Source organism: Rhodococcus sp. 06-1460-1B (genome assembly GCF_002258475.1).
Lineage (GTDB): Bacteria > Actinomycetota > Actinomycetes > Mycobacteriales > Mycobacteriaceae > Rhodococcoides > Rhodococcoides fascians.
The window spans coordinates 136,653-156,838 of the sequence record NZ_NOYS01000006.1; the positions used below are offsets into that span (position 1 = coordinate 136,653).

Genomic DNA, 20,186 nt, shown 5'->3' on the forward strand with positions numbered 1-20,186 from the left:
TCCGTACGATGGCAGGGTGCTCACCGTAGAACTCGCGTCTGCCGCCGACGCAGCAACGATACTCGACCTCCGGCACGCCGCCGAGGACTGGTTGGCCGCCCGGCGAATCGCTCAGTGGGCACCGCGCGAGGTACCGCTGTCGACTGTCGCGGCCCAGATAGAGGCAGGGGAGTTCCACGTTGCCCGACGACACCCCGGTGGCCCGATTGTCGGAGCCCTACGACTGATCTGGGCCGATCCGAGCATCTGGCCCGAGCCCGATGTGCTCGCCGGCTACGTCCACGGACTCGTGATCGACAGAAGCGAAGCCGGTACGGGGCTGGGGACGTCGTTGCTCCGGTGGGCGTCGCAGCGGACCCGACAGGAAGGGCGAGGGCTGCTACGGCTTGACTGCGCCGAGACCAACACTGATCTACGCAACTACTACGTCCGGCAGGGTTTCCAGTACGTCGGCCGTCGCGACTTCGACGGTGGCAGTTCGTGGTTCAGTGTGGCGCTGTTCGAGAAGACGACCTGCTTGTAGCGTGTCCCCCATGAGCGAGAACCGAGATCGGATGTTGCGCGGCGAACTCTACCGAGACAGTGATCCCGACCTGGTGGCGTCTCGGGTGTCGTGTGGAAAGCTGCTCGACAGATTCAACGCAACCGAGGCAGACCAGGACGCAGAAAGACGTGAACTGCTCGGCGAACTACTCGGTTCCATCGGAGCGGACTCGTGGATCATGCCGCGCTTCCAATGCGACTACGGCACATACATTTCCATCGGGTCCAACAGCTTTCTGAACTACGACGCAATCCTGTTGGACTGTGCTCCGATCACGATCGGGAACGATGTCTCGATCGGTCCACGTGCGCAACTACTGACTGCGCTGCATCCCATGGAAGACCATGACGCTCGTCGATCTCGTTGGGAGAGCGCCCTTCCCATCACTATCGGAGACAATGTCTGGCTCGGCGGAGGCGTCATCGTCTGTCCCGGAGTCACGATCGGAGAGAACTCGGTGATCGGAGCCGGAAGTGTCGTCACTCGCGATGTACCGCCGCATACGTTCGCTGCAGGCAACCCGTGTCGGGCGATCCGCGCATTACCGTGAGATCACCGAGTTCAGGATTCTGTCGGAGTCACGAACCAGCGTGCCGACTGCCATTCGCGCGCCCCACCACATCCCCAGCCAGCCGATCGCTACGGCCACCGGGATCGACAGATACGCCCACGCTCCCGGAAGGAGCACTGCGAGAAGCAGTGCGGGCACGACCGACACGGCCAGGACCACTATCCCGAGGATGAGGAAGACGAATGCATTTCCGGTGAACGACCCCCGTGTGTTCATCGAGAACGACTTCGTAGCTTCGGGCACCGGGTAGGCACCGCGTACGGAGTTCACGGCGGTCAGACCGGCGCCGACTCCGAGCATCGAGATCGTCACGGCGACAGGGATCTCCCATCGGTCGAGCCCGAGATCGCCGAACACTCGAACCACCACGACCGGCACGATCGCGAAGGGGGTCGCGACCAGCAACCAGGCGATCTGCCGACCACGGATGTCGTCGGGGAGAGCCTGCGGAATCATCACCAGGTGCCACATCGAACCACCGTCGAGACCGTACGAATTCGATCCCGCACCCATCGCCATGAAGATCGCGATCCACGCACCCCAGGCTGCGCTGAACGGAATCGAGTCGGTCACCAGCGGGCCGATGCCGGCCAGCACTGCGAAAATCAGCACCGACAGCAGCTGACTCCGACGACGCATGTCACCGCGCCACAGAGACAGCTCTCGCGTCACTACCGCGCCGACGCGCGTTGCCCGCCACCCTGTTGCACCGTCGCGGCCCTTCTCTGCCGTCTGCTTACGGGTCGATCCCGACGACGTCGAGACCCGCCCCTCGAAGTGGCGTAGAACCAGTCGCTGCCAGGCCCACACCAGTGCGACGTCCAGCAGCAGCAATCCCACCACCGCGCCGATCGCCAACAGCCACTTGCCCTCCAGCACAGCATCGACGCCGGTGATGCCCCAGCCGAAGGGAATCGAATGGGCCAGTGTGAGCGGCCACGTCACCTCACCCGACAGCACACGATCGAGATTCTGCGTGATGGGGAACTGCAGGAAGTACAGGCCTCCGAAGACAGCGCCGAACGCCAGCAACGCGAATTCGCGGCTGCGGCGACTCTTGAGTAGTTGCGACATGGCCAGCGTCACCACCCGCGACAGCGTCACGAAGAACACCACCGTCGCGGGCCAGGCCACGAGCGCCAGAGGCACTGCGGCAACCGACCGCGACAGAGCGTAGATCGGAATGGACGCCGTCGCGACGACCGTCAGCGGAACCACCATGCCGATCACCGACGTGGTCAGCAGTGCACGGGCCAGTCGCGCAGGATCGACGGACAGCAATTGGAAGTGGCGGGGCTGGATGTTGTCGTCGGAGATACCCGACAGCACCGGGAAGAGCACCCAACTCAGACCCGTCAGGGTCAGTCCGAGGCTTGCGGTGCCGCCCACCAGTACCTGCGACGCGCCGGTTCGGGCCGCCATCACGCATGCGAGAACCGCGAGGGCCAGCCCCAGCAACCCGAACACGGTCTTGACCACTGCTTGTCCGCCCTTGAACTGCCTGCGGTAGAGCGTGATTCGCATCTGCAGGACGGTGCGACCGACCGACTTCACGAGCGCATCCAGGACAAGCCGTCCGGGTTCTGGTCTCGGGATCCGACGAGGCGCACGAAGGCGTCGTCGAGGGTGCCACCGGCGCGGACGTCGTCGACCGTTCCCGCCGCCACGACTCGACCACCGGTGATGACACCGACGTGGGAGCACAGCCGTTCCACGAGGGCCATGACGTGACTGGACAGAATCACCGAGCCACCGGAGCGAACGAACTGAATCAGGATGTTGCGGATCGTCGTGGACGAGATGGGATCGACGGCTTCGAAGGGCTCGTCCAACACCAAGAGGCGAGGCCCGTGCAACAGCGCCGACGCCAGTCCGATCTTCTTGGTCATTCCGGCGGAATAGTCGGCGATGACGGTTCCGCCTGCATCGGCGAGACCCAACGCGTTCAGTAGCTCGTCGCGACGTTGCGCGATGACGTCCTCCGGCATCGCGCGCAGTCGACCGATGTAGGTCAGGAGCTCGTGGCCGGTGAACTGGGAAGGCAATGTCAGTCCGTCGGGTAGCACGCCGAGCAGCTCCTTCGCCGCGATCGGATCGGCCCAGACGTCACGCCCGAAAACGAGGCTTCGGCCGTACTGCGGTCTGAGCAGCCCGACCGCCGTGGACAGACATGTCGTCTTACCAGCACCGTTGGGGCCGACCAACCCGAACATCGACCCGGGCGGAACCATCAACGACAGGTCGTCGACCGCAATCTTCGGGCCGAAGGCCATGCACATGTGCTCGAGCAGCAAAGCGGGAGGATTCGTTTGCACGGGTAACAGACTAACCGGTATGGGCGTTTTCGTCATGCGCTACGAACCGACTGCACCGGTACCATCTGGGCATGAATCGCACCGCAGTGGTCACCGGAGCTTCGTCGGGCATCGGAAGGGCCGTCGCGTCGGCGCTGGTCGCCCGCGGCTACCGAGTTATCGGCACTTCTCGGAATCCGGATTCGATGACCTCCGATCAACGGGCAGCAGGCGTCGAGTATCGCGCTCTCGATCTCACCGATTCCGCGTCGATCACCGCATTCGTGACCGAACTCGGCGCCGTCGATGTTCTGGTCAACAATGCCGGAGAGAGCCAGTCCGGGCCCTTCGAGGAACTGCCGACCGACGCCATCGAGCGATTGTTCCAATTGAACGTGTTCGGCGCAGTGACGCTGTCGCAGAACGTCATTCCCGGCATGCGTGAGCGCGGGTACGGCCGCATCGTCATGGTCGGGTCGATGCTTGCGAGCTTTCCGCTCGCCTACCGCTCCTCGTACGCGTCGACGAAAGCAGCCATCAAGGGCTTCTCCGACGCCGCGCGACTGGAACTCTCTCCGTTCGGCGTGTGGATGACCACCGTGGAGCCTGGATCGATCAACACCGGAATCAGCGAACGACGCACCAAGTACATCGCCGCGGATTCGGTCCACCGAGACGACTTCCACACAGCGATCTCGTCATTGGATCGAAAGGAGGGAACCGGAATCTCCGCCGAGGACGTCGCCGAAGTAGTACTGAAGGCCATCGAGGCCGACAAGCCGAAACCCTTGTACGCCAGAGGAAGCAACGCACCGGTCGTGTTTCTGGCGCGACGGTTGCTGCCGGCGACATTCATGGAGAAGACGATTGCGAAGATGTTCGGGTTGAAGAGATAGTTTGAACCCCTGACCTGGTGGAATACAGCCGGGTGATAGAAACTCTGGGCCTGGTCCTGGCGGCGACGGGTCTGATCGTCGCCGCGCAGGTGATCTCGAAGAAGACGGCGCTGCCCGCGGCAGCGTTGTTGACCTTGGCCGGCCTGGCCGTCTCGGCGTCGGCGTTGCCCGACATCGTTCTCGACCCCGAAGTCGTGCTGACCCTGGTGATCCCGCCGTTGCTCTACAGCGCTGCGCTGAACTCCTCGTTGATCGCGATCCGCCGCAACGTCTGGACGATCCTGAGTCTGTCGGTCGCCCTCGTGGTGGCCACGGCTGCCCTCGTGGGCGTCGGCATGTGGTTGCTCGTTCCGGGCATCACCCTGGCCGCCGGTATGGCGCTCGGTGCCGCTGTTGCGCCGCCGGACCCGGTCGCCGCCCTTGCGGTGGGTCGTCGCGCCGGTATCCCTCCGAAACTCGTCACCCTCATCGAAGGTGAGGGACTGCTGAACGACGCGACGGCGCTGACGATGCTGACCGTTGCGATCGCCGCGATATCCAGTCAGGACATGACCTTCGTCCACGCGGGTGGGTTGTTCGTGTTGGCGGCGGCCGGCGGAATCGTCGTCGGATTGGTCGTCGCCCTGCTGATTCGCCTCGTACAGCGCTACGTTCACGATTCGCTGCTGCTCAACATCGTGTCGCTGGCGACGCCGTTCGTGGCGTACCTGGCGGCAGAGGAAGTTCACGCCTCGGGTGTTCTCGCCGTGGTCGTCGCGGCTCTGGTGATCGGGCACCACACCCGCCACGCCATCTCCGGGGCCAGCCGACTGCAGACCAGCGCCGTGTGGCGACTGATAGATCTGCTGCTCGAGGGCTTCGTATTTCTGCTCATCGGTGAGCAACTGCCCACCGTGGTCGGCGGCCTCTCGGCCTACTCGGGAACGACCATCGCTCTCGCGGTCACGGTCACTCTGGCCGGCGTGCTCCTACTGCGTCCGCTGTGGTTGCTCACGACCGGGCTGTCCCCACGCGAGGCGGTGGTGATGAGCTGGGCCGGCACCCGCGGCGTCATCACCGTCGCCGCGGTGTTCACGCTCCCTTTGACGATCGACTCGGGCGAGCCGTTCGAGAGCCGAGACCTGTTGCTGTTCTGCGCATTTCTCGTCGTGCTGGTGACGGTCCTTGGACAGGGCCTCACGTTCGCTCCACTGGTCCGCAAGCTGAACGTCGTCGCGGACCCCGCCGCAGAGGCGCGTCTGCGAAACGAAGCACGTGAGGGATCGGCCAAAGCTGCACTGTCACAGCTCGATCGCATCGCCGACGAAGAGAACCTCGACGACGAGGGCCGGGAGATCCTGCGGAGCGAGCTCGAGCATCGCATCGACCGCTACCACCGTCGACTCGATCATCTCGACGAGACGGACGTCGGCGACGCGGTCATCTCACCGGAACAGATTGCCGCGATGAGTACGCGCCGCCGAATCCTCGATGTGGAGCGAGAAGAGTTGCTCTGCTGGCGCGATGCCGGCCGGCTACCGGACAACAGCATGCGCAGCCTCGAACACGAACTCGACCACGAGGAGCATTCGTTCCGCCCACACCGAGAGACCGATTAACCGGCGATCGCGGCGTGCATCTCCCAGACGATCACTTCGGCACCACTGGCACTGCTCAGTTTCTGACCGCCGCCTCCGCTGACGCGCACGGCGTCACCCTGCGCGAGGGGTCCGACTCCCTCGAGCATCGCCTCACCCTCGGCCACGAAGATGTGCACGAACGGTGCATCGGGAATCTCCACCGGAGCCTGCCCGGGCTGTAGGCGCGCCACGTGCATGGCGGCGTACTTGTTCTTGATGCGAATGGCGGCGTGATCGGCATGGTCGGGCATGCCGGATGCGACGGGAACCAGACCGCCGCTGAGCAATTCGTTGTCGATCTCGAGCTGTTCGTAGCCCGGGGTGATGCCCTGCTCGTCGGGCACGACCCACATCTGGACGAAGCGAACAGGATCGCCGTGCTTGCCCGAGTACGAGCCGGCAGTATCGCCGAGTCGCCACGAATCGTTCTTCTCCGAGTGGAGAATTCCGGTGCCCGCACTCATGCGTTGCGCGAGGCCGGGGTAGATGACTCCGGAGTGGCCCATCGAATCCTGGTGCACCAGCGATCCCTGCAGAACCCAGGTGATGATCTCCATGTCGCGGTGCGGGTGGGTATCGAATCCCATTCCCGGGGTGACGATGTCGTCGTTGTTGACCATGAGGACGCCGTGGTGGGTGTTACTGCGATCGAAGTGGTTGCCGAACGAGAAGGAATGCTTGGAGTCCAGCCAGCCGATCTTGGTCTTGAATCGGTCGTCGGCGCGGCGGAGGTCGAGTGTGGTTGCTGCAGAGGTCATGTCATTGCCTCGAATCTCGAAGTAGGTGGGTTCTCAGAGAACGTGCGAGCCGTACATTTCACCGAGTGGGTCGGCGATCAGTTCGAGCCGTGCACCGTCGGGGTCGCGGAAGTAGAGCGAGACCTCGCTGTGCTCGATCAATTCGATTCCCGCGTCGATCAGCTTGGTGCGCAGGTGCTCCCAGCGGGTGGGCTCGACACTGATGGCCACGTGGTGCAGACCGCCCAGCACCTCCGCGTACGGGCCGACGTCGAGTCCGGGGAAGTCGAAGAAGGCCAGCAGGTTGCTGTTGCCGATGTCGAAGAAGAAGTGCGACGAACCCGGGTAGTCACGGTTCTCGATGAGCTCGGTCAGAGGGAACTCGAGCAGGTCTTGATAGAACCGCACGGTCGCCTCGACATCGCCGCTGACCAAAGCCGTGTGATGAAGTCCGCGGGCAGACGATGCCGGACGCTCACCTGCAGGCTTCATGTACTGCTGACGGATGCGGTCCCGCTGCTCGGCGTGCTCCTGCGCGCGGCGTGTCTCGTCTGCAGTCAGTTCGTTGGTTTCAGTCATCGCTTCGGCCTCCGGTCAGGTAGTTGCTTCGTCAACTACCGAGAACAGTACACCGGTTAGTTGCGTTGTCAACTAGCATGGAGGCATGGACTCACCACGGTGGCTCGGTGCCGACGAACAGCAGGCCTGGCGCGCATACCTCGATGCGACGCGGCTGCTGCTTCGCGACCTCGACAATCAACTCACACGCGACTCCGGGATCTCCTTCACCGATTTCGAGCTGCTGGTCGTACTGTCCGAGGCACCCGACCATCGCCGACGAATGAGCGAACTCGCCGACGCCGTCACCACGACTCGTAGCGGCGTCACCAGAGCCATCAGCCGACTCGTCGACAACGGCTGGGTCACACGCGTCAAATGCGACGACGACAAGCGCGGAATGTCCGCCGAACTCACCGAAGCGGGCATGAACACCCTCGCCGCCGCCAGCCCGGGACACGTCGAAGCAGTACGAGAGAAAATGTTCGACCTGGTTGACCCGAACGATCTCGCGGCTCTGACGCGAACTTTCACGGCAATGCGGAATCACGCATCGTGACGGTGACTCACATACCCGGTGCGCAACGCCATCACTGGTGGAACGAATGGCTCGATTCCAAGCAGTCGTTTCCCGCCACCGGCAATTACGACCTGGCGGCCAATGCGCACGGGCTACTGATGGTGCACAACGAGGACACGGTGTTTCCCGGCGAAGGGTTCGACTCCCATCAGCACGAGAACATGGAGATCGTCACGTGGGTGTTGGAAGGGACGCTGAAACATACTGACTCCGAGGGTAATTCGGGGCTGATCTACCCCGGCCTCGTTCAACGCATGAGTGCCGGAACCGGAATTCGGCACACCGAGACCAATGCGTCGAGCCGGTCCAGCCGAGAAAAGCTGCGCGTGGTGCAGATGTGGATCCCATCCGACACCGATGGAACCGACCCCTCGTACGAAGAGCTGGACGTGCAGGACCAGCTGGCGAGCGGCGAGCTGGTTCCGGTGGCGTCCGGCATGCCGGGTCGGGGCGGCGTTTGGATCGGCAACCGCTACGCGACGCTGCATGCCGCCCGACTCGCACCGGGGGAGTCCGTCACCGTCCCTGACGCGCCGTACGGTCACGTCTTCGTCGCCGACGGTTCCGCAGTGTTCGAGACCGTCGGAGACGTTGCCCAGGGTGACGCGGTACGACTCACCGCCACCGGAGGTCACCGTGTGACAGCATCGACGGCGAGCGAGATCTTGATCTGGGAAATGCACGCCGGCTTCGCCTGACCGAGAACCACTGAGGTTACGACTGCTCGCGCCCGTCCACAGCCTCAGCACACGTAACAAGGCTGCGGTGCAACACTTCTCGCTCACTCTTGGACAGCGACGCAATCATGGCATTTTCCACCGCGGCGACAGCGGCCGACGCTTGCCGCAGGCGCTCCCTGCCCAGGGTTGTCACGTACAGACGCTGGTCTCGACCTACCCCCTCGATCTCCACCAGGCCGCCGCGCGTGAGCCCGGCCAGCAGTTGATGGGTTGCCTGCCTGCTGACGAATACCGCGCGCGCGAGTTCGGCGTTGGACAGTCCCGGTTTGTGCGCGAGGAGTTCGAGGCTCGAGTACTGCGAGACGGTGATATCGAGATCGCGTAGGCACTCGTCCATCGCCGAACGCAGGGCGGACGTGGCCCGCTTGAGGGCGTAACCGATCGAGGTGTCGACATCCACTTGACTCATGTCAACATCTTGACATACATTCAGTTCGTCAAGAACTTGACGAACTACCGAAAGGACACGACATGACCGTTGCAACCGTTTCCGGACCGAGCTTCCTCTCCCTCCAAGTACGCGACCTCGCCGTCAGTGCAGACTTCTACGAATCGCAGCTGGGCCTCGTCCGCGCACCCCAGGCACCACCCGGCGCAGTGGTGTTCACCACCTCACCGATACCGTTCGCCGTCCGAAACCCCGCTCCCGAAACGGATCTCGACAGTGGTCAGCCGGGACTCGGAGTTGCCCTCTGGCTGGTGTGCGACGATGCCGAAGCGCTCCACGAAAATCTCGTCGCCGCCGGCGTGACGATCGTGACCGCCCCCTTCGACGGCCCCTTCGGAAAGACCTTCGTCCTACGTGACCCCGACGGATACGCCGTCACCGTGCACAGCAGTTAGCCCCGAAGTCATCGACAAATGTGGGACCCTGAGCGCGGATGCCACCTCCGACGCGTAGGGAACACGACCATCATCGAGCGCCTGAAGAACCGCCTCATCGAGTCGGCGAACGCACCTCGAAAAGCCGCGAAACCGCCCGGGCCGATCCTGCTGGCGTTCACCACGATCGCCGCCGTCACGTGGGTATGCGTGTCCAGGAACTGGTGGCCCTCGCCCTACGGACAGTTCGCCTGGTTCGATCCGCTCCTCGCCGGCGCGTCATCGATCCTGGTGCTGCTGATCGTCGGGCTCATCTGGGCAATTCGCACCCTCCACGTCGTCGGCCAGGATCGAAGATGGTCGTGGTGGATAGCGCCGGCTCCGGTGGTGGTGGGCTTGGCAGCGGCTGTGCTGGTACTGCTGCCACCGGACAATATGCTGGACCATCGCGACGAATTCGAGGCCGTTGCGCGAGAATTGAGTGCACAGCCGTCGAGTAGCCGCGAACACATCGAGATCGGCCCGTTCGACATCAGCTCGGCACGCGCCACATCTGGCGGCGAGGTCTACTTCACCGAAGACGGCGGCTTCTCCCTCATGAGCTCCTCCGGCTGGGCCTACGCGCCAGGTGGGCCGCCCGCGGGATTCGACGACTTCACCGCCACCCACCTGGACGGTCCCTGGTACGAATTCTCGGCCATCTGGCGGGACTGATTTCTGTCTCCGAGCGACGGGTCCTCGAGCTGGCTCGTCGGTGACGAAAGCTGTTCAAAGCAGTCGCTTTTCCAGCCATACCTCGGCATACGGCTCGGCGTTGAATGCCGGCACCTCCCGATGGCCGAGCTTGAAGTACAGGCCCCGGGCCTCGACGAGGTCCGCTCGCGTATCCAATCGCATTGTCTTGCGGCGCGATTGGCGGACCGATTCTTCGACGAACTCGACGACCGACGCCCCGACGCCGTTTCCACGGGCACGCGCGTCGATGAAGACCCGGGTCAGTTCTGCGATGTCGTCGGAGACGAAACGAGCACCACCGCAACCGACCAGCGTCGAGCCCAGGTATGCGACAACGAACAGACCCGAATCACCCACGAGATCGTCACTCGGCTCGTCGACCATGACTCGTCGTACTTCCTCGTCCGACGCCTCGCGGCCGAAGAAGCGTCCGACGATATCGACGTTGTAGCGAAACAGGATGTCGAGCGCCGGCTCCGAGGAGGGATGAACGACGGCGAACGTCGCCGATACAGGCACTACTTCGCGGCGGCCCGCTTGGCGAGCACCTTCGAGATCCCGAGCTGCGCAACAACGATGATGCAGCCGACGATCGCACCGATGACTGCCGACGCGAGAGTGTTGACTATCCACGCCAGCACTCCGCCGACACCCGCGACCCCACGCACCGCATCCTCACCGTGGTGCACCAGCTCGTAGATGGGGTGGAAACCGAGCTCGTCGATGCCCACGAGAAGGATGTGCCCACCGACCCAGAGCATGGCTGCGGTGCCGACGACCGACAGCACTGCCATCACCTTAGGCATTCCCTTGACCAGTCCGCGGCCGAACTTCTCGACGAACCCGGACGAGCCCTCGGCCAGCTTCAGACCGATGTCGTCCATTTTGACGATGAGTGCGACGACGCCGTAGACGACGATGGTGATGACCACCGCGACGACCGCCAAGATGATGAGGCGACTCCAGAAGCCCTCGCTCGCAATGGTGTCGAGAGCGATGACCATGATCTCGGCGGAGAGAATCAGGTCGGTCCGAACGGCACCGGACACCACGCTGTCCTCGTCCCGCGGCTCGTTCTCTGCCTCGGCGTGATGATCGCCGTGGCCGAACAGCGCTCCCCAGATCTTATGCGCTGCCTCGTAGCTGAGGTAGCAGCCACCGAGCATCAGAATGGGCGTCAGCAGCCATGGAAGGAACTGACTGAGCAGCAGGGCGATCGGCAGAATGATCAGCAGCTTGTTGCGAAGCGAGCCGACAGCGATGCGCTTGATGATGGGCAATTCCCGTTCGGCCGCGAGACCGCGAACGTATTGAGGCGTCACCGCTGCGTCGTCGATCACGACACCGGCGGCCTTGGCCGTCGCTTTGCCGGTAGCGGCTCCCACGTCGTCGATCGATGCTGCCGCCAGCCGTGCCAGCGCGGCCACGTCGTCGAGCAGGGCTACCAGTCCGCCGGCCATCAGTAATCTCCGAGTGAAGACGAATGCACGATCAGGCTCCTAGGGCTGAGTACGACGCCGAAATCCGGCAATCCACGTGCTCGAACCATACCGCCAGTAGCTCGCTGCGGACCACACATCGGAGTGGGATGTATGGTTTGCTATACGTATAGCGAGCTATACCAACGAACGGAGCATTCAGGTGAGACTCAGATGGATATCGGTCGCCGCTGTCGGCCTTGCCACTGCATCGGCGACGGCACTGCTCGCCTGGCTCGTGTCACCCATCGCGCCAGGGGTTTCCGCGCTGGTGTTCGGCGTCACCGCGCTGCCCTTCGGCGCGATGCTGGGCTGGATACTGTTCGTCGCGCCGGTCACTGCTGACCAGACCTACACCTCGGGCGACAGCATCGAAAGCCATTGGACGACATCCGCGTCCAGCGGCACAGCCACCGATCTGGTGACCGTACTGGGTCTGACTCTTGCGGTGGTATCCATCGCAAGAGTCGACCCCCCGGCCACGCTGCTTCTGACGGGCTTGCTGTTGGCTGCGTTCGCATCGTTCACTGCGCGGTACGCGTTCGCGCGCTACCGGGCCCTGTCCGAGTGAAGAACGATGTTCGACGTCGTCGCACCGAGAAGGGGTGGTCTCAGAGCGAATTGGCCGAGCGAATCGACGTCACCCGACTGACGATCATCTCCATCGAGAAGGAGCGGTTCGACCCGAGCCTGCCCGTCGCCTTTCGCCTTGCCGCAGCTTTCGACTGCACGATCGAGGACCTGTTCGAGCCGGATTCGGTTTGAGCACTACTGCGAATACGAACTCATGAAGTTACCGAGCCGCTCGAGTGCGGTCGAGAGATCGTCCACGTTGGGCAGGGTGACGAGCCGGAAGTGGTCGGGCACATCCCAATTGAACGCTCGACCGTGACTGACCAGGATTTTCTCGGATTCGAGCAGATCGAGGACGAACTTCTCGTCGTCGACGATGCCGAAACGGTCGGTGTCGAGCTTGGGGAACATGTACAGCGCGCCCGCAGCCTGCACACAGCTGATCCCGTCGATGGAGTTCAGCATTCGATGCGCCAGATCCCGCTGCGCGGTCAACCGACCCGTCGGCAGCAGAAGGTCCTCGATCGATTGACGGCCGCCGAGCGCCGTCTGTATTGCGTGTTGTGCAGGCACATTCGCGCACATGCGCATGTTGGACAGCAACGTGATGCCCTCGATGAAGCTCGCCGCACGGCGTCGTGGACCGGTGATCGCCAGCCATCCGGCACGGAATCCACACACTCGGTAGGCCTTCGACAACCCCGAATAGGTCAGGCACAGCACATCTTTGCCGGTGAGAGTTGCGAGATTGGTCATCTCGGAACCGTCGTACACGATCTTCTCGTAGATCTCGTCGGCGAGCAGAATCAGATCGTGCTCGCGCGCGAGGTCGACGAAACGCTGCAGAACGTCGCGTGAGTACACCGCACCGGTGGGGTTGTTGGGATTGATCACAACGATGGCCCGGGTACGGGTGGTGATCTTCGATTCCAGATCCTCGAAGTCCGGAGCCCAGTCCTGAGTCTCGTCTGCCAAGTAATGGACCGGTGTGCCTCCGGCGAGAGCCACCGAACCCGTCCACAGCGGGTAGTCGGGGGAGGGGATCAGCACCTCGTCCTCGGGGTTGCACAGCGCCTGCATCGTCATGGTGATCAGCTCGGAGACCCCGTTGCCCAGGTAGACGTCGCCGACGTCGAGGTCGCTCAGGCCCTTGGTCTGGTAGTACTGCACCACCGCGGTGCGCGCCGAGAACAGGCCCCGCGAGTCGGAATATCCCTGCGCGGTAGGCAGATTGCGAATCATCGCCATCATGATCTCGTCGGGTGCCTCGAAACCGAACGGGGCCGGGTTACCCACGTTGAGGCGCAGGATCTTGTGCCCCTGCTCCTCGAGTTCCTCGGTCTTGTCCAGAATGCGGCCACGAATGTCGTAGCGAACATTCTCGAGCTTGCGTGCCTGATCGATCGATCGCGTCATGACGAAAGTTCCTCCTGTCGAACGGACGGCGACATCCGAGTTCGGACCGCCACTGTTGCACATACGATGACCGCTGCTCCACCCACGACCACCGGCCACGTCAGTCCCTCGTGGAGCAGAATCGCGGCCCAGCAGATCGTCAGCACCGGCTGAACGAGCTGCACCTGGCTCACGCTCGACATCGGACCGATGGCCAACCCCCGATACCAGGCGAAGAACCCCAGGTACATGCTCACGACGGCCAGATAGGCGAACGCAGCCCACTCTGCGACACCTCCGCTCGTGGGTTGATGCCACCACGCGAATGCCGTCATCGCTCCGGTCACCGGAACAGAGACGACGAGCGCCCACGAGACCGTCTGCCACGCTCCCAGTTCACGCGCAAGCAGCCCGCCCTCCGCATATCCCACCGCGGCCGCCACGACGGCTCCGAGGAGAAGCAGATCCGACCACCCCAGTCCGGCGACCTCGCCGCCCTGCACGGCCGCGAATCCGACAGCGACCGCCGCACCCATGGCCGCAACCAACCAGAACATCGGCCGGACGCGTTGCCGCTCGCGGACGACGGCGAAGGCCGCGGTCGCAGCCGGCAGAAGCGCGATGACGACGGCACTGTGGCCGGCGGAGGCGGTGGTCAGAGCGAACGACGTGAGCACGGGGAAACCGATGACGACCCCGGCCGCGATGACACCCAGTCGAACCCATTGCCGTCCGCGTGGCAACCGTTGCGAGGTCAGGGCCAGGGCGGCAGCAGCGAGGGCCGCGGCGACGACGGCGCGTCCGGACCCGACGAACAGCGGCGACAGGCCACCGGTCACGGCGATCCGAGTCAGCGGCACGGTGAACGAGAACGCCGTGACACCCGCCATTCCCCACAAGAGGCCGGCTCGGGATAGCAGTCCCGGCGCAGGCTGGATAGCGCTACTATGCTGTGTCATGTCTGACGATAGCAGTTCCCGGATCGTGTCTGCACTGCGAACCTGGATCGCAACCGCCCCGCCCGAGGCGAAGCTGCCATCCACTCGGGCGCTGGTGGCCCAGCATTCGGCCAGCCCTGTGACGGTGCAGAAAGCACTGCGCACTCTCATGTCGCAGGGTGTCATCGAAACACGGCCTGGCGTCGGAACATTCGTCAAGACCGTGCACACGGCCCGCCCGAACGACTACGGGTGGCAGACTGCCGCGCTCGGTGCACCCGGAAACAGATTGCAACTCCCCGCCGCACTGCAGTCCACGTCGAGTGACGTGATCGCTCTGCATTCCGGTTACCCGGCCCGAGAGCTGTTGCCGGAGCGACTCGTTCACGCTGCTTTCACCCGAGCCTCACGCACCGACGCAGTGGTTGCCCGGCCGCCCACCGCAGGTCTGCCCGAGCTTCGAGCTTGGTTCGCCGCGGAACTGGGCGCTTCCACCCCGCTGGGTATCACACCGCCCTCGGCCAGCGACGTGGTCATCATCCCGGGCAGCCAGACCGGCCTGAGCACGGCCTTTCGAGCGCTCGTCGGTGCGGGACGCCCACTTCTCATGGAATCACCGACGTACTGGGGAGCAATTCTGGCGGCAACGCAGGCGGGCGTTCGCGTGGTCCCGGTCCCCACCGGGGTCGACGGACCCGACCCGGACGCGCTGGAGCAGGCATTCGCCGAGTCCGGCGCGCGGGCGTTCTACGCTCAACCGACCTTCGCCAGCCCCACCGGAGCACAGTGGTCTCCGGACCTGTCCGAACGTGTGCTCGACATCGTTCGACGACACGGCGCGTTCCTGATCGAGGACGACTCCGCCCACGATTTCGGCATCACCGCCGAACCCAGCCCATTGGCCGCGCGAGACGACGGCGGACATGTGGTGTACCTGCGTTCGCTGACCAAGGTCATATCACCGTCGATTCGATTGGCAGGCTTGATCGCTCGTGGCCCGGCCCACGAACGTATCCTCGCCGACACGGGAGCCGAATCGATGTACGTCAGCGGCATCCTGCAAACCGTCGCTCTCGACGTCGTCACTCAACCCGCCTGGCGCACACACCTACGACGCCTACGCACGCAACTCGAAGCTCGTCGAGACCTATTGGCCCACAGCCTGATCGAGTTCGCTCCTCGCGGTCATCTCGATCGGATCCCCCGGGGCGGACTCAATCTGTGGATGCGCCTGCGTGACGACATCGACCTGGAAGACGTTGTGCACAAATGCAAATCGGCGGGTGTCATCGTCGGAGCGGGAGACGACTACTTCCCGGCCGAACCCACCGGCAAGTTCCTTCGTTTGAACTACGCGGGCTCGAACGCCGGTGAGTTCCCGGATGCGGCACGCACGATCGGATCGGTCATCTGAGACTGTTCGACGCTTCGACGGCGAACGTCGAGGTGCGGCCCCATACGAACCAGACCAGAGGCCCGAGGAACGGAAACGCGAGCACGACGAAGATCCACACCGCACGGCCTGCGACACTGTAATTGGGTGAGCGAAGGATGCTGACGAGCGCGGTGACGAACAGAACGACCGCGCCGAGCACCGCCACCAGGACGATGGTTCCCAGCCCGAACCCGAGTACCTGCTCGGTGGTCGAGTGTTGTTGTGAAAGTAGTACTGCGGCGTGCATGACGGTTCCTCTGCTGTGTTTGTTCTTCGTTGTTTCGTTGACGACCACAACGCTATGGACCCGAACGTTCCTGCACATCGGTCTGCACGCGTATCTCGTCGTACATCGGACGATGTAGGCCTACCGCCGGAGTCGTCGCGCAGTTACCGTGGTGCGGACGTATCCGACCTGGGGGGACTTGTGCAGACCGTCAAGAACGACTACACGACGTGGAGGGCCTTGGGGCCGGGCGGCTTACCGGCCAACGTCGGTGGGTGGTTGATCGCCACCGCGCTACGACCGTTGTCCAGACGTGACCTTATGACCGTCGCCGGCGCGTCGCCCGCAGGCCGGCACTGGCACCTCGAACCGCGCCGAGGACCACGTCCGACGATCGCCCCGTACCCGATTCCACATCGCCAGCTCACCGACCGTGCCACGCCCGTACTGACAGACAGGATCACCGGCGCAGTTGCTACCGAAGCGCGCACGAACAATCGATACCACCTGGCGCGCAGCCACTTCGAGAGGCGAGGGGACGCGTTGTATCTGGCGGATGTCACCACTGCTGCACCGTGGATTTCGCGAACCAACGGCGAGATACTCCACGTCCACGAGACCGAAGGATCGATGCACGTCGTCATGCAGCCCGACGATGCTCAGACCGTCATCTCCGCGGGCTGGGGTGAGCTACACCCCCTCGCCGGACGCCCTGGCCTCGGACTTCCCGAAACCTACGTCTTCCTCTACGCACCGAGAGACTCCGACGACGCAGATCGAATCGAACAGATCATCCATCGCGCAACAGCTACTTCGACGATATGACCCTGCGCTCCAGGGGGTTCGCCTTCATCGCCGGGTACATTCCTGAGCGCCACAAGGTCGCAGCCGTCGACCGCGGTCGCCTTCTCGATTCGATCTTCATCCTGGATGCGAAGTCTGCGGCGAAACCTTCTCGCGTATAGCTGGATTCGATGACATCCACGCAGTGCGGATCGAGGTCTCGAATCCGACGGCCACTGACGTCCAGGTATGCCGCATCGTGCAGTAGAGCCGCCTCCGGTTCCTCCGGTGTCGCGACGTCCATGTGCCTGGCTACAGTCTCGTGGACGATCTGCGCCGTTCGGTCGTCGCCTTCGTGTCGGCGGACGAACTCTTCGGCTCGCTCGGCACCGATCAGCGCAAAACATCCAGCCACCGGGTTCTGTTCTGCGCCGAGACCGACGTCATGCAACAGGCAGGCGACGTACAGCGCCTCCCGATCCGGCCGTAGACCGTCGATGCTCGCAAAGGCCGAGGCGTACTGCCAGCACCGCACGCTGTGCATCAGTATCGGCTCGCTCAGACACTCCCTCGCCTCCTCCAGTGCTTCCCGGCACAACCGTGAATCCGGAGCATCGACTGTGTGCCATGCGGAACCCGCCGAACGTCGCCGGGGACCGAGCACGGTACCGGGCAACATCGCGAGTTGTTCTCGCACAGCAGCTGCCACTATTCGCGCACGATGACCTGCGCTCAGCTCACCGGGTTTCATCGGGTGTTCCCTTCAGGTGGCGGAGCATATCCGCCCGCGTGATCGCGAGCATGGCGTCGAGCATGGATCGATCGACGATGCGTCGTTGATGCAGTGACACAGCACCGTTCATCGCCGCCCAGGCATTCAGAACCAGTGCACGGGGGAGGACGTCGGCACCGGCGTCCTCCACCGCACGCGTCACCGAATCGATGAGTTCACCGAGCGCAGTGTCGATCTTTTCCTTCGCCTCACCGACCGACGCGGACTCGGACTTGTCCACATCCGTCAGCGCCAGCAGCCGCAACGCCAATGGATCGTCGCGGTGAAACGCGATGTAGCGATCGAGGAACTCGGCAACGACGTGCGCAGATTCGACCGCATCGGTGGGGGCAGTCATTTGCTCAGCGTGGCTCTGGGCGGTTCGCCACGCGAGAGCGGCGTAGATGTCCACCTTGCCGGCGGGGAAGTTTGCGTAGATCGAACTCACCGCCACATCGGCTGCGGTGGCCAGCATCTCGATCGTCGTTGCCCGATATCCGTGGCGTAGGAAGAGCGAACGAGCGCCGTCGAGCACCGCAGTGTGTGTTCGACGCTTCCGCTTGTCGGTGGGGGTATCCAAGACCATAACTTTATCGTACTCTGATTCCGATATCGGAATCCAATTATGATAGAGGGGTAGCGATGACAGCCAACGAAGTACTGGCACCGGACAGCGGCATCTCGGCGATGACCATGTTTCTCCCGCAATCACCGTTCGTGCAGCAACTGGGCATCGAGCTGGTCGACATCGACGAGGGCACAGCTCGACTGCGGCTGCCGTACCGCGACGAGCTGTCCACCGTCGGCCAGATGCTGCACGGCGGCGTGATCGCCGGCTGTATCGATATCGGGATCATGACCGCAGCATGGGCCGGATCCGAGGTGCCCGAGAAGCTTCGGGGCGTCACGGTCTCCATGTCTGTGCAGTTCATGGAACCGGTATATGCCGAGGGTGTCGATATAGTCGGTACTCGGATACACGCGGGTCGGAGCCTGAAGACGTGTCGAGTCGACATCGTCGGGACCGAATCCGGCCGCCTCGTCGCAACCGGCACGGGAACCTACAAAGTCGGCTGAACTCTGGGCAGAGACCGCAGAACATGTGACGATCGATGAATGACACTCGATGACATCGTGAATCTGGTCGGCAGCTTCGACGGCACGTTGGCGCAGCTGCCTCGGGAGGGTGATGGGACTCCGGAACTCGCATGGGGCGATGTGTTCTTCTACTACTCGCCGGACGGAACTGTTCCGTCGTCCACCCAGCCGTTCGCGACCATCGTGACGAAGAACTATCCGGGTGACGAGTTGTCCCGGCTGGACCGGCCCGACGCGTTCCGTGTCAATGTCGTTGCAGGAAAGCAGGAGTTCGAACGCCTACTGGGACTGCCCCCACGCGAAGCAGCCCACGCACCGCAGGCCGATACCGACGACACCGTTGCCGCCCACCCTCAGTACGGCACTGCGGGCTGGTTGTCGGTGGTCAACCCGTCTTCGCAGACCGAATCGCAGATCGGGGAACTCCTCGAATCTGCGTACAGCGTCGCGAAGGCCAGGTACGAGCGCCGCCGACACTGATCACTCGAAGAAGTCGTCCATCGATCGGGATAGTCCTTCGATGTCGAGGCCGTTGGCTCGGTCGTGTTGGGCCACCGTTCCGTACTTTCTACGCTCTCCAGGCTCCACCCCGATCCCAAGTACCCGATGCCGTATGTCTGCCATCGCTCGATCGATCTGCGGCACAGAGGTTCCCGCGAGATAGGGCTCGACGATCATGATGTCCGGCGCAGTCAGCGTTTCTCGAAGAGTTGTACCGTCGAAGGGCCTGATCGTCGACGCGTGCATCACGGTGACGTCACGTCCACGGGCCGCGGCCAGCACCCGGTCCGTCATCGGACCGACCGAGATCACAGTGCCCGAATTACCCTGTTGCAGAACGGTCATCGAACCTCCGGGTCGACCGTACGAGTGATCGTTCGAGACTCCGTCGAGCCTGATGTAAACGCGGTCGTCGGATGCAGCGGCACCGCGCAGCATCCATTCGACCTCGTCGACGTGCCCGGGCACGTGCACCGTCCACCCGTCCAGGGTGTCCAGCAGTGCGACATCGCGTTGGCCGAAGTGCGTCTCACCGCCTTGTGGCCACCCGTAGGAGCCGCCCGAGCTGACCAGGATCGCGCCGACATCCTGATGTCCCAGATCGAGTTTCACCTGCTCGAAGGGTCGCTCGATCAGAAACGGTGGAAAGGTGTGCACGATCGGACGCATTCCGGCGAGCGACATACCGCCTGCGACACCGATCATCGCCTGCTCTCGAATACCCACGTTGACCACACGCGATCGGATGTCAGGAGTGAGGTGCGGTTCGAGATAGGCGGCGCCGATCTCGGCCAGTACCAGCACGACTCGCTCGTCCTGCACCAACAACTCCGGCAGCAGTCGGTAGAAGGACTCGCGTTGATCCGCGGTCCTGTTCATCGTCGACGTCAT

General features: G+C 63.5%; 27 protein-coding genes. 14 read left to right on the top strand and 13 right to left on the bottom strand.

Annotated elements, in window-relative coordinates; genetic code table 11:
* Positions 1-16: 16 nt before the first annotated feature.
* Complete coding sequence (locus CH268_RS02475) at positions 17-523, top strand: GNAT family N-acetyltransferase (protein WP_094662345.1); 507 nt, start codon at positions 17-19, stop codon at positions 521-523.
* A 10-nt stretch (positions 524-533) separates the two neighbouring features.
* A complete protein-coding gene (locus CH268_RS02480; protein ID WP_032367702.1) occupies positions 534-1,094 on the top strand; it encodes a sugar O-acetyltransferase in 561 nt (186 codons plus the stop codon).
* On the opposite strand, the gene CH268_RS02485 is transcribed toward CH268_RS02480, so the two are convergent.
* Positions 1,086-2,669: an ABC transporter permease gene (locus CH268_RS02485; protein WP_094662347.1), complete on the bottom strand. Its 1,584-nt coding sequence runs from the start codon at positions 2,667-2,669 to the stop codon at positions 1,086-1,088. The genes CH268_RS02480 and CH268_RS02485 overlap by 9 nt on opposite strands.
* Complete coding sequence (locus tag CH268_RS02490) at positions 2,666-3,466, bottom strand: ABC transporter ATP-binding protein (RefSeq protein ID WP_094662349.1); 801 nt, start codon at positions 3,464-3,466, stop codon at positions 2,666-2,668. Before CH268_RS02490 ends, CH268_RS02485 begins: the two co-directional genes overlap by 4 nt.
* A 35-nt stretch (positions 3,467-3,501) precedes the next feature.
* On the opposite strand from CH268_RS02490, the gene CH268_RS02495 reads away from it, so the two are divergent.
* Together CH268_RS02495 and CH268_RS02500 are read left to right on the top strand one after the other, a co-directional pair.
* The gene (locus CH268_RS02495; protein WP_027495114.1) at positions 3,502-4,305 is read left to right on the top strand and encodes an SDR family oxidoreductase; all 804 of its coding nucleotides are present in this window, start codon (positions 3,502-3,504) and stop codon (positions 4,303-4,305) included.
* 32 nt (positions 4,306-4,337) lie between these two features.
* Positions 4,338-5,903 (top strand): Na+/H+ antiporter, encoded by a 1,566-nt coding sequence (locus CH268_RS02500; RefSeq protein ID WP_045841719.1) that lies wholly within the window; start codon positions 4,338-4,340, stop codon positions 5,901-5,903.
* Here the strand turns inward: CH268_RS02500 and CH268_RS02505 are convergent.
* Together CH268_RS02505 and CH268_RS02510 are read right to left on the bottom strand one after the other, a co-directional pair.
* Positions 5,900-6,682 (bottom strand): pirin family protein, encoded by a 783-nt coding sequence (locus tag CH268_RS02505; RefSeq protein ID WP_094662351.1) that lies wholly within the window; start codon positions 6,680-6,682, stop codon positions 5,900-5,902. The two genes, CH268_RS02500 and CH268_RS02505, sit on opposite strands and share 4 nt — an antisense overlap.
* Positions 6,683-6,715: 33 nt before the next feature.
* The gene (locus CH268_RS02510; protein ID WP_094662353.1) at positions 6,716-7,240 is read right to left on the bottom strand and encodes a VOC family protein; all 525 of its coding nucleotides are present in this window, start codon (positions 7,238-7,240) and stop codon (positions 6,716-6,718) included.
* Between the two features lie 85 nt (positions 7,241-7,325).
* Here CH268_RS02510 and CH268_RS02515 point away from each other — a divergent pair, with 85 nt between their 5' ends.
* Together CH268_RS02515 and CH268_RS02520 are read left to right on the top strand one after the other, a co-directional pair.
* Positions 7,326-7,778 (top strand): MarR family winged helix-turn-helix transcriptional regulator, encoded by a 453-nt coding sequence (locus tag CH268_RS02515; protein ID WP_094662355.1) that lies wholly within the window; start codon positions 7,326-7,328, stop codon positions 7,776-7,778.
* Entirely contained in the window at positions 7,775-8,497 is a 723-nt protein-coding gene (locus CH268_RS02520; protein WP_094662357.1) for a pirin family protein, read from the top strand. Before CH268_RS02515 ends, CH268_RS02520 begins: the two co-directional genes overlap by 4 nt.
* Before the next feature lie 16 nt (positions 8,498-8,513).
* On the opposite strand, the gene CH268_RS02525 is transcribed toward CH268_RS02520, so the two are convergent.
* The gene (locus CH268_RS02525) at positions 8,514-8,948 is read right to left on the bottom strand and encodes a MarR family winged helix-turn-helix transcriptional regulator (protein ID WP_094662359.1); all 435 of its coding nucleotides are present in this window, start codon (positions 8,946-8,948) and stop codon (positions 8,514-8,516) included.
* A gap of 62 nt (positions 8,949-9,010) precedes the next feature.
* Here CH268_RS02525 and CH268_RS02530 point away from each other — a divergent pair, with 62 nt between their 5' ends.
* On the top strand, positions 9,011-9,382 hold the full coding sequence (locus CH268_RS02530; RefSeq protein ID WP_032367695.1) for a VOC family protein: 372 nt from the start codon (positions 9,011-9,013) through the stop codon (positions 9,380-9,382).
* A gap of 18 nt (positions 9,383-9,400) precedes the next feature.
* Complete coding sequence (locus CH268_RS02535; protein ID WP_255182275.1) at positions 9,401-10,075, top strand: DUF1109 domain-containing protein; 675 nt, start codon at positions 9,401-9,403, stop codon at positions 10,073-10,075.
* A 54-nt stretch (positions 10,076-10,129) separates the two neighbouring features.
* On the opposite strand, the gene CH268_RS02540 is transcribed toward CH268_RS02535, so the two are convergent.
* Together CH268_RS02540 and CH268_RS02545 are read right to left on the bottom strand one after the other, a co-directional pair.
* Positions 10,130-10,615: a GNAT family N-acetyltransferase gene (locus CH268_RS02540; RefSeq protein WP_094662361.1), complete on the bottom strand. Its 486-nt coding sequence runs from the start codon at positions 10,613-10,615 to the stop codon at positions 10,130-10,132.
* Positions 10,615-11,556 (bottom strand): DUF808 domain-containing protein, encoded by a 942-nt coding sequence (locus CH268_RS02545; RefSeq protein ID WP_094662363.1) that lies wholly within the window; start codon positions 11,554-11,556, stop codon positions 10,615-10,617. The genes CH268_RS02540 and CH268_RS02545 overlap by 1 nt, the downstream gene beginning before the upstream one ends.
* 181 nt (positions 11,557-11,737) lie before the next feature.
* On the opposite strand from CH268_RS02545, the gene CH268_RS02550 reads away from it, so the two are divergent.
* Complete coding sequence (locus CH268_RS02550; RefSeq protein ID WP_094621841.1) at positions 11,738-12,145, top strand: hypothetical protein; 408 nt, start codon at positions 11,738-11,740, stop codon at positions 12,143-12,145.
* Positions 12,142-12,339 carry a helix-turn-helix transcriptional regulator gene (locus CH268_RS02555; protein ID WP_032382393.1) on the top strand — a complete coding sequence of 66 codons (198 nt, stop codon included), beginning with the start codon at positions 12,142-12,144 and terminating at the stop codon, positions 12,337-12,339. Before CH268_RS02550 ends, CH268_RS02555 begins: the two co-directional genes overlap by 4 nt.
* Before the next feature lie 3 nt (positions 12,340-12,342).
* Here CH268_RS02555 and CH268_RS02560 read toward each other — a convergent pair whose 3' ends face one another.
* Together CH268_RS02560 and CH268_RS02565 are read right to left on the bottom strand one after the other, a co-directional pair.
* Entirely contained in the window at positions 12,343-13,563 is a 1,221-nt protein-coding gene (locus tag CH268_RS02560; protein WP_027495099.1) for a pyridoxal phosphate-dependent aminotransferase, read from the bottom strand.
* The gene (locus tag CH268_RS02565) at positions 13,560-14,501 is read right to left on the bottom strand and encodes a DMT family transporter (RefSeq protein ID WP_176457830.1); all 942 of its coding nucleotides are present in this window, start codon (positions 14,499-14,501) and stop codon (positions 13,560-13,562) included. Before CH268_RS02565 ends, CH268_RS02560 begins: the two co-directional genes overlap by 4 nt.
* On the opposite strand from CH268_RS02565, the gene CH268_RS02570 reads away from it, so the two are divergent.
* The gene (locus CH268_RS02570) at positions 14,500-15,894 is read left to right on the top strand and encodes an aminotransferase-like domain-containing protein (RefSeq protein WP_094662368.1); all 1,395 of its coding nucleotides are present in this window, start codon (positions 14,500-14,502) and stop codon (positions 15,892-15,894) included. The two genes, CH268_RS02565 and CH268_RS02570, sit on opposite strands and share 2 nt — an antisense overlap.
* On the opposite strand, the gene CH268_RS02575 is transcribed toward CH268_RS02570, so the two are convergent.
* Positions 15,887-16,162, bottom strand: a complete 276-nt coding sequence (locus CH268_RS02575; RefSeq protein ID WP_048319244.1) for a PLD nuclease N-terminal domain-containing protein — start codon at positions 16,160-16,162, stop codon at positions 15,887-15,889. The genes CH268_RS02570 and CH268_RS02575 overlap by 8 nt on opposite strands.
* Positions 16,163-16,342: 180 nt before the next feature.
* Between CH268_RS02575 and CH268_RS02580 the strand changes: the two genes are divergently transcribed.
* Positions 16,343-16,966, top strand: a complete 624-nt coding sequence (locus CH268_RS02580) for a luciferase domain-containing protein (RefSeq protein WP_141215077.1) — start codon at positions 16,343-16,345, stop codon at positions 16,964-16,966.
* Here the strand turns inward: CH268_RS02580 and CH268_RS02585 are convergent.
* Positions 16,950-17,675 carry an HD domain-containing protein gene (locus CH268_RS02585; RefSeq protein WP_094662372.1) on the bottom strand — a complete coding sequence of 242 codons (726 nt, stop codon included), beginning with the start codon at positions 17,673-17,675 and terminating at the stop codon, positions 16,950-16,952. The genes CH268_RS02580 and CH268_RS02585 overlap by 17 nt on opposite strands.
* Positions 17,662-18,282, bottom strand: a complete 621-nt coding sequence (locus CH268_RS02590) for a TetR/AcrR family transcriptional regulator (protein WP_032407920.1) — start codon at positions 18,280-18,282, stop codon at positions 17,662-17,664. The genes CH268_RS02585 and CH268_RS02590 overlap by 14 nt, the downstream gene beginning before the upstream one ends.
* Before the next feature lie 56 nt (positions 18,283-18,338).
* Between CH268_RS02590 and CH268_RS02595 the strand changes: the two genes are divergently transcribed.
* Entirely contained in the window at positions 18,339-18,773 is a 435-nt protein-coding gene (locus CH268_RS02595) for a PaaI family thioesterase (protein WP_094662374.1), read from the top strand.
* A gap of 39 nt (positions 18,774-18,812) precedes the next feature.
* Positions 18,813-19,274 (top strand): DUF6194 family protein, encoded by a 462-nt coding sequence (locus CH268_RS02600; RefSeq protein WP_094662376.1) that lies wholly within the window; start codon positions 18,813-18,815, stop codon positions 19,272-19,274.
* Here the strand turns inward: CH268_RS02600 and CH268_RS02605 are convergent, their stop codons facing one another.
* Positions 19,275-20,186 (bottom strand): transketolase family protein, encoded by a 912-nt coding sequence (locus tag CH268_RS02605; protein WP_094662378.1) that lies wholly within the window; start codon positions 20,184-20,186, stop codon positions 19,275-19,277.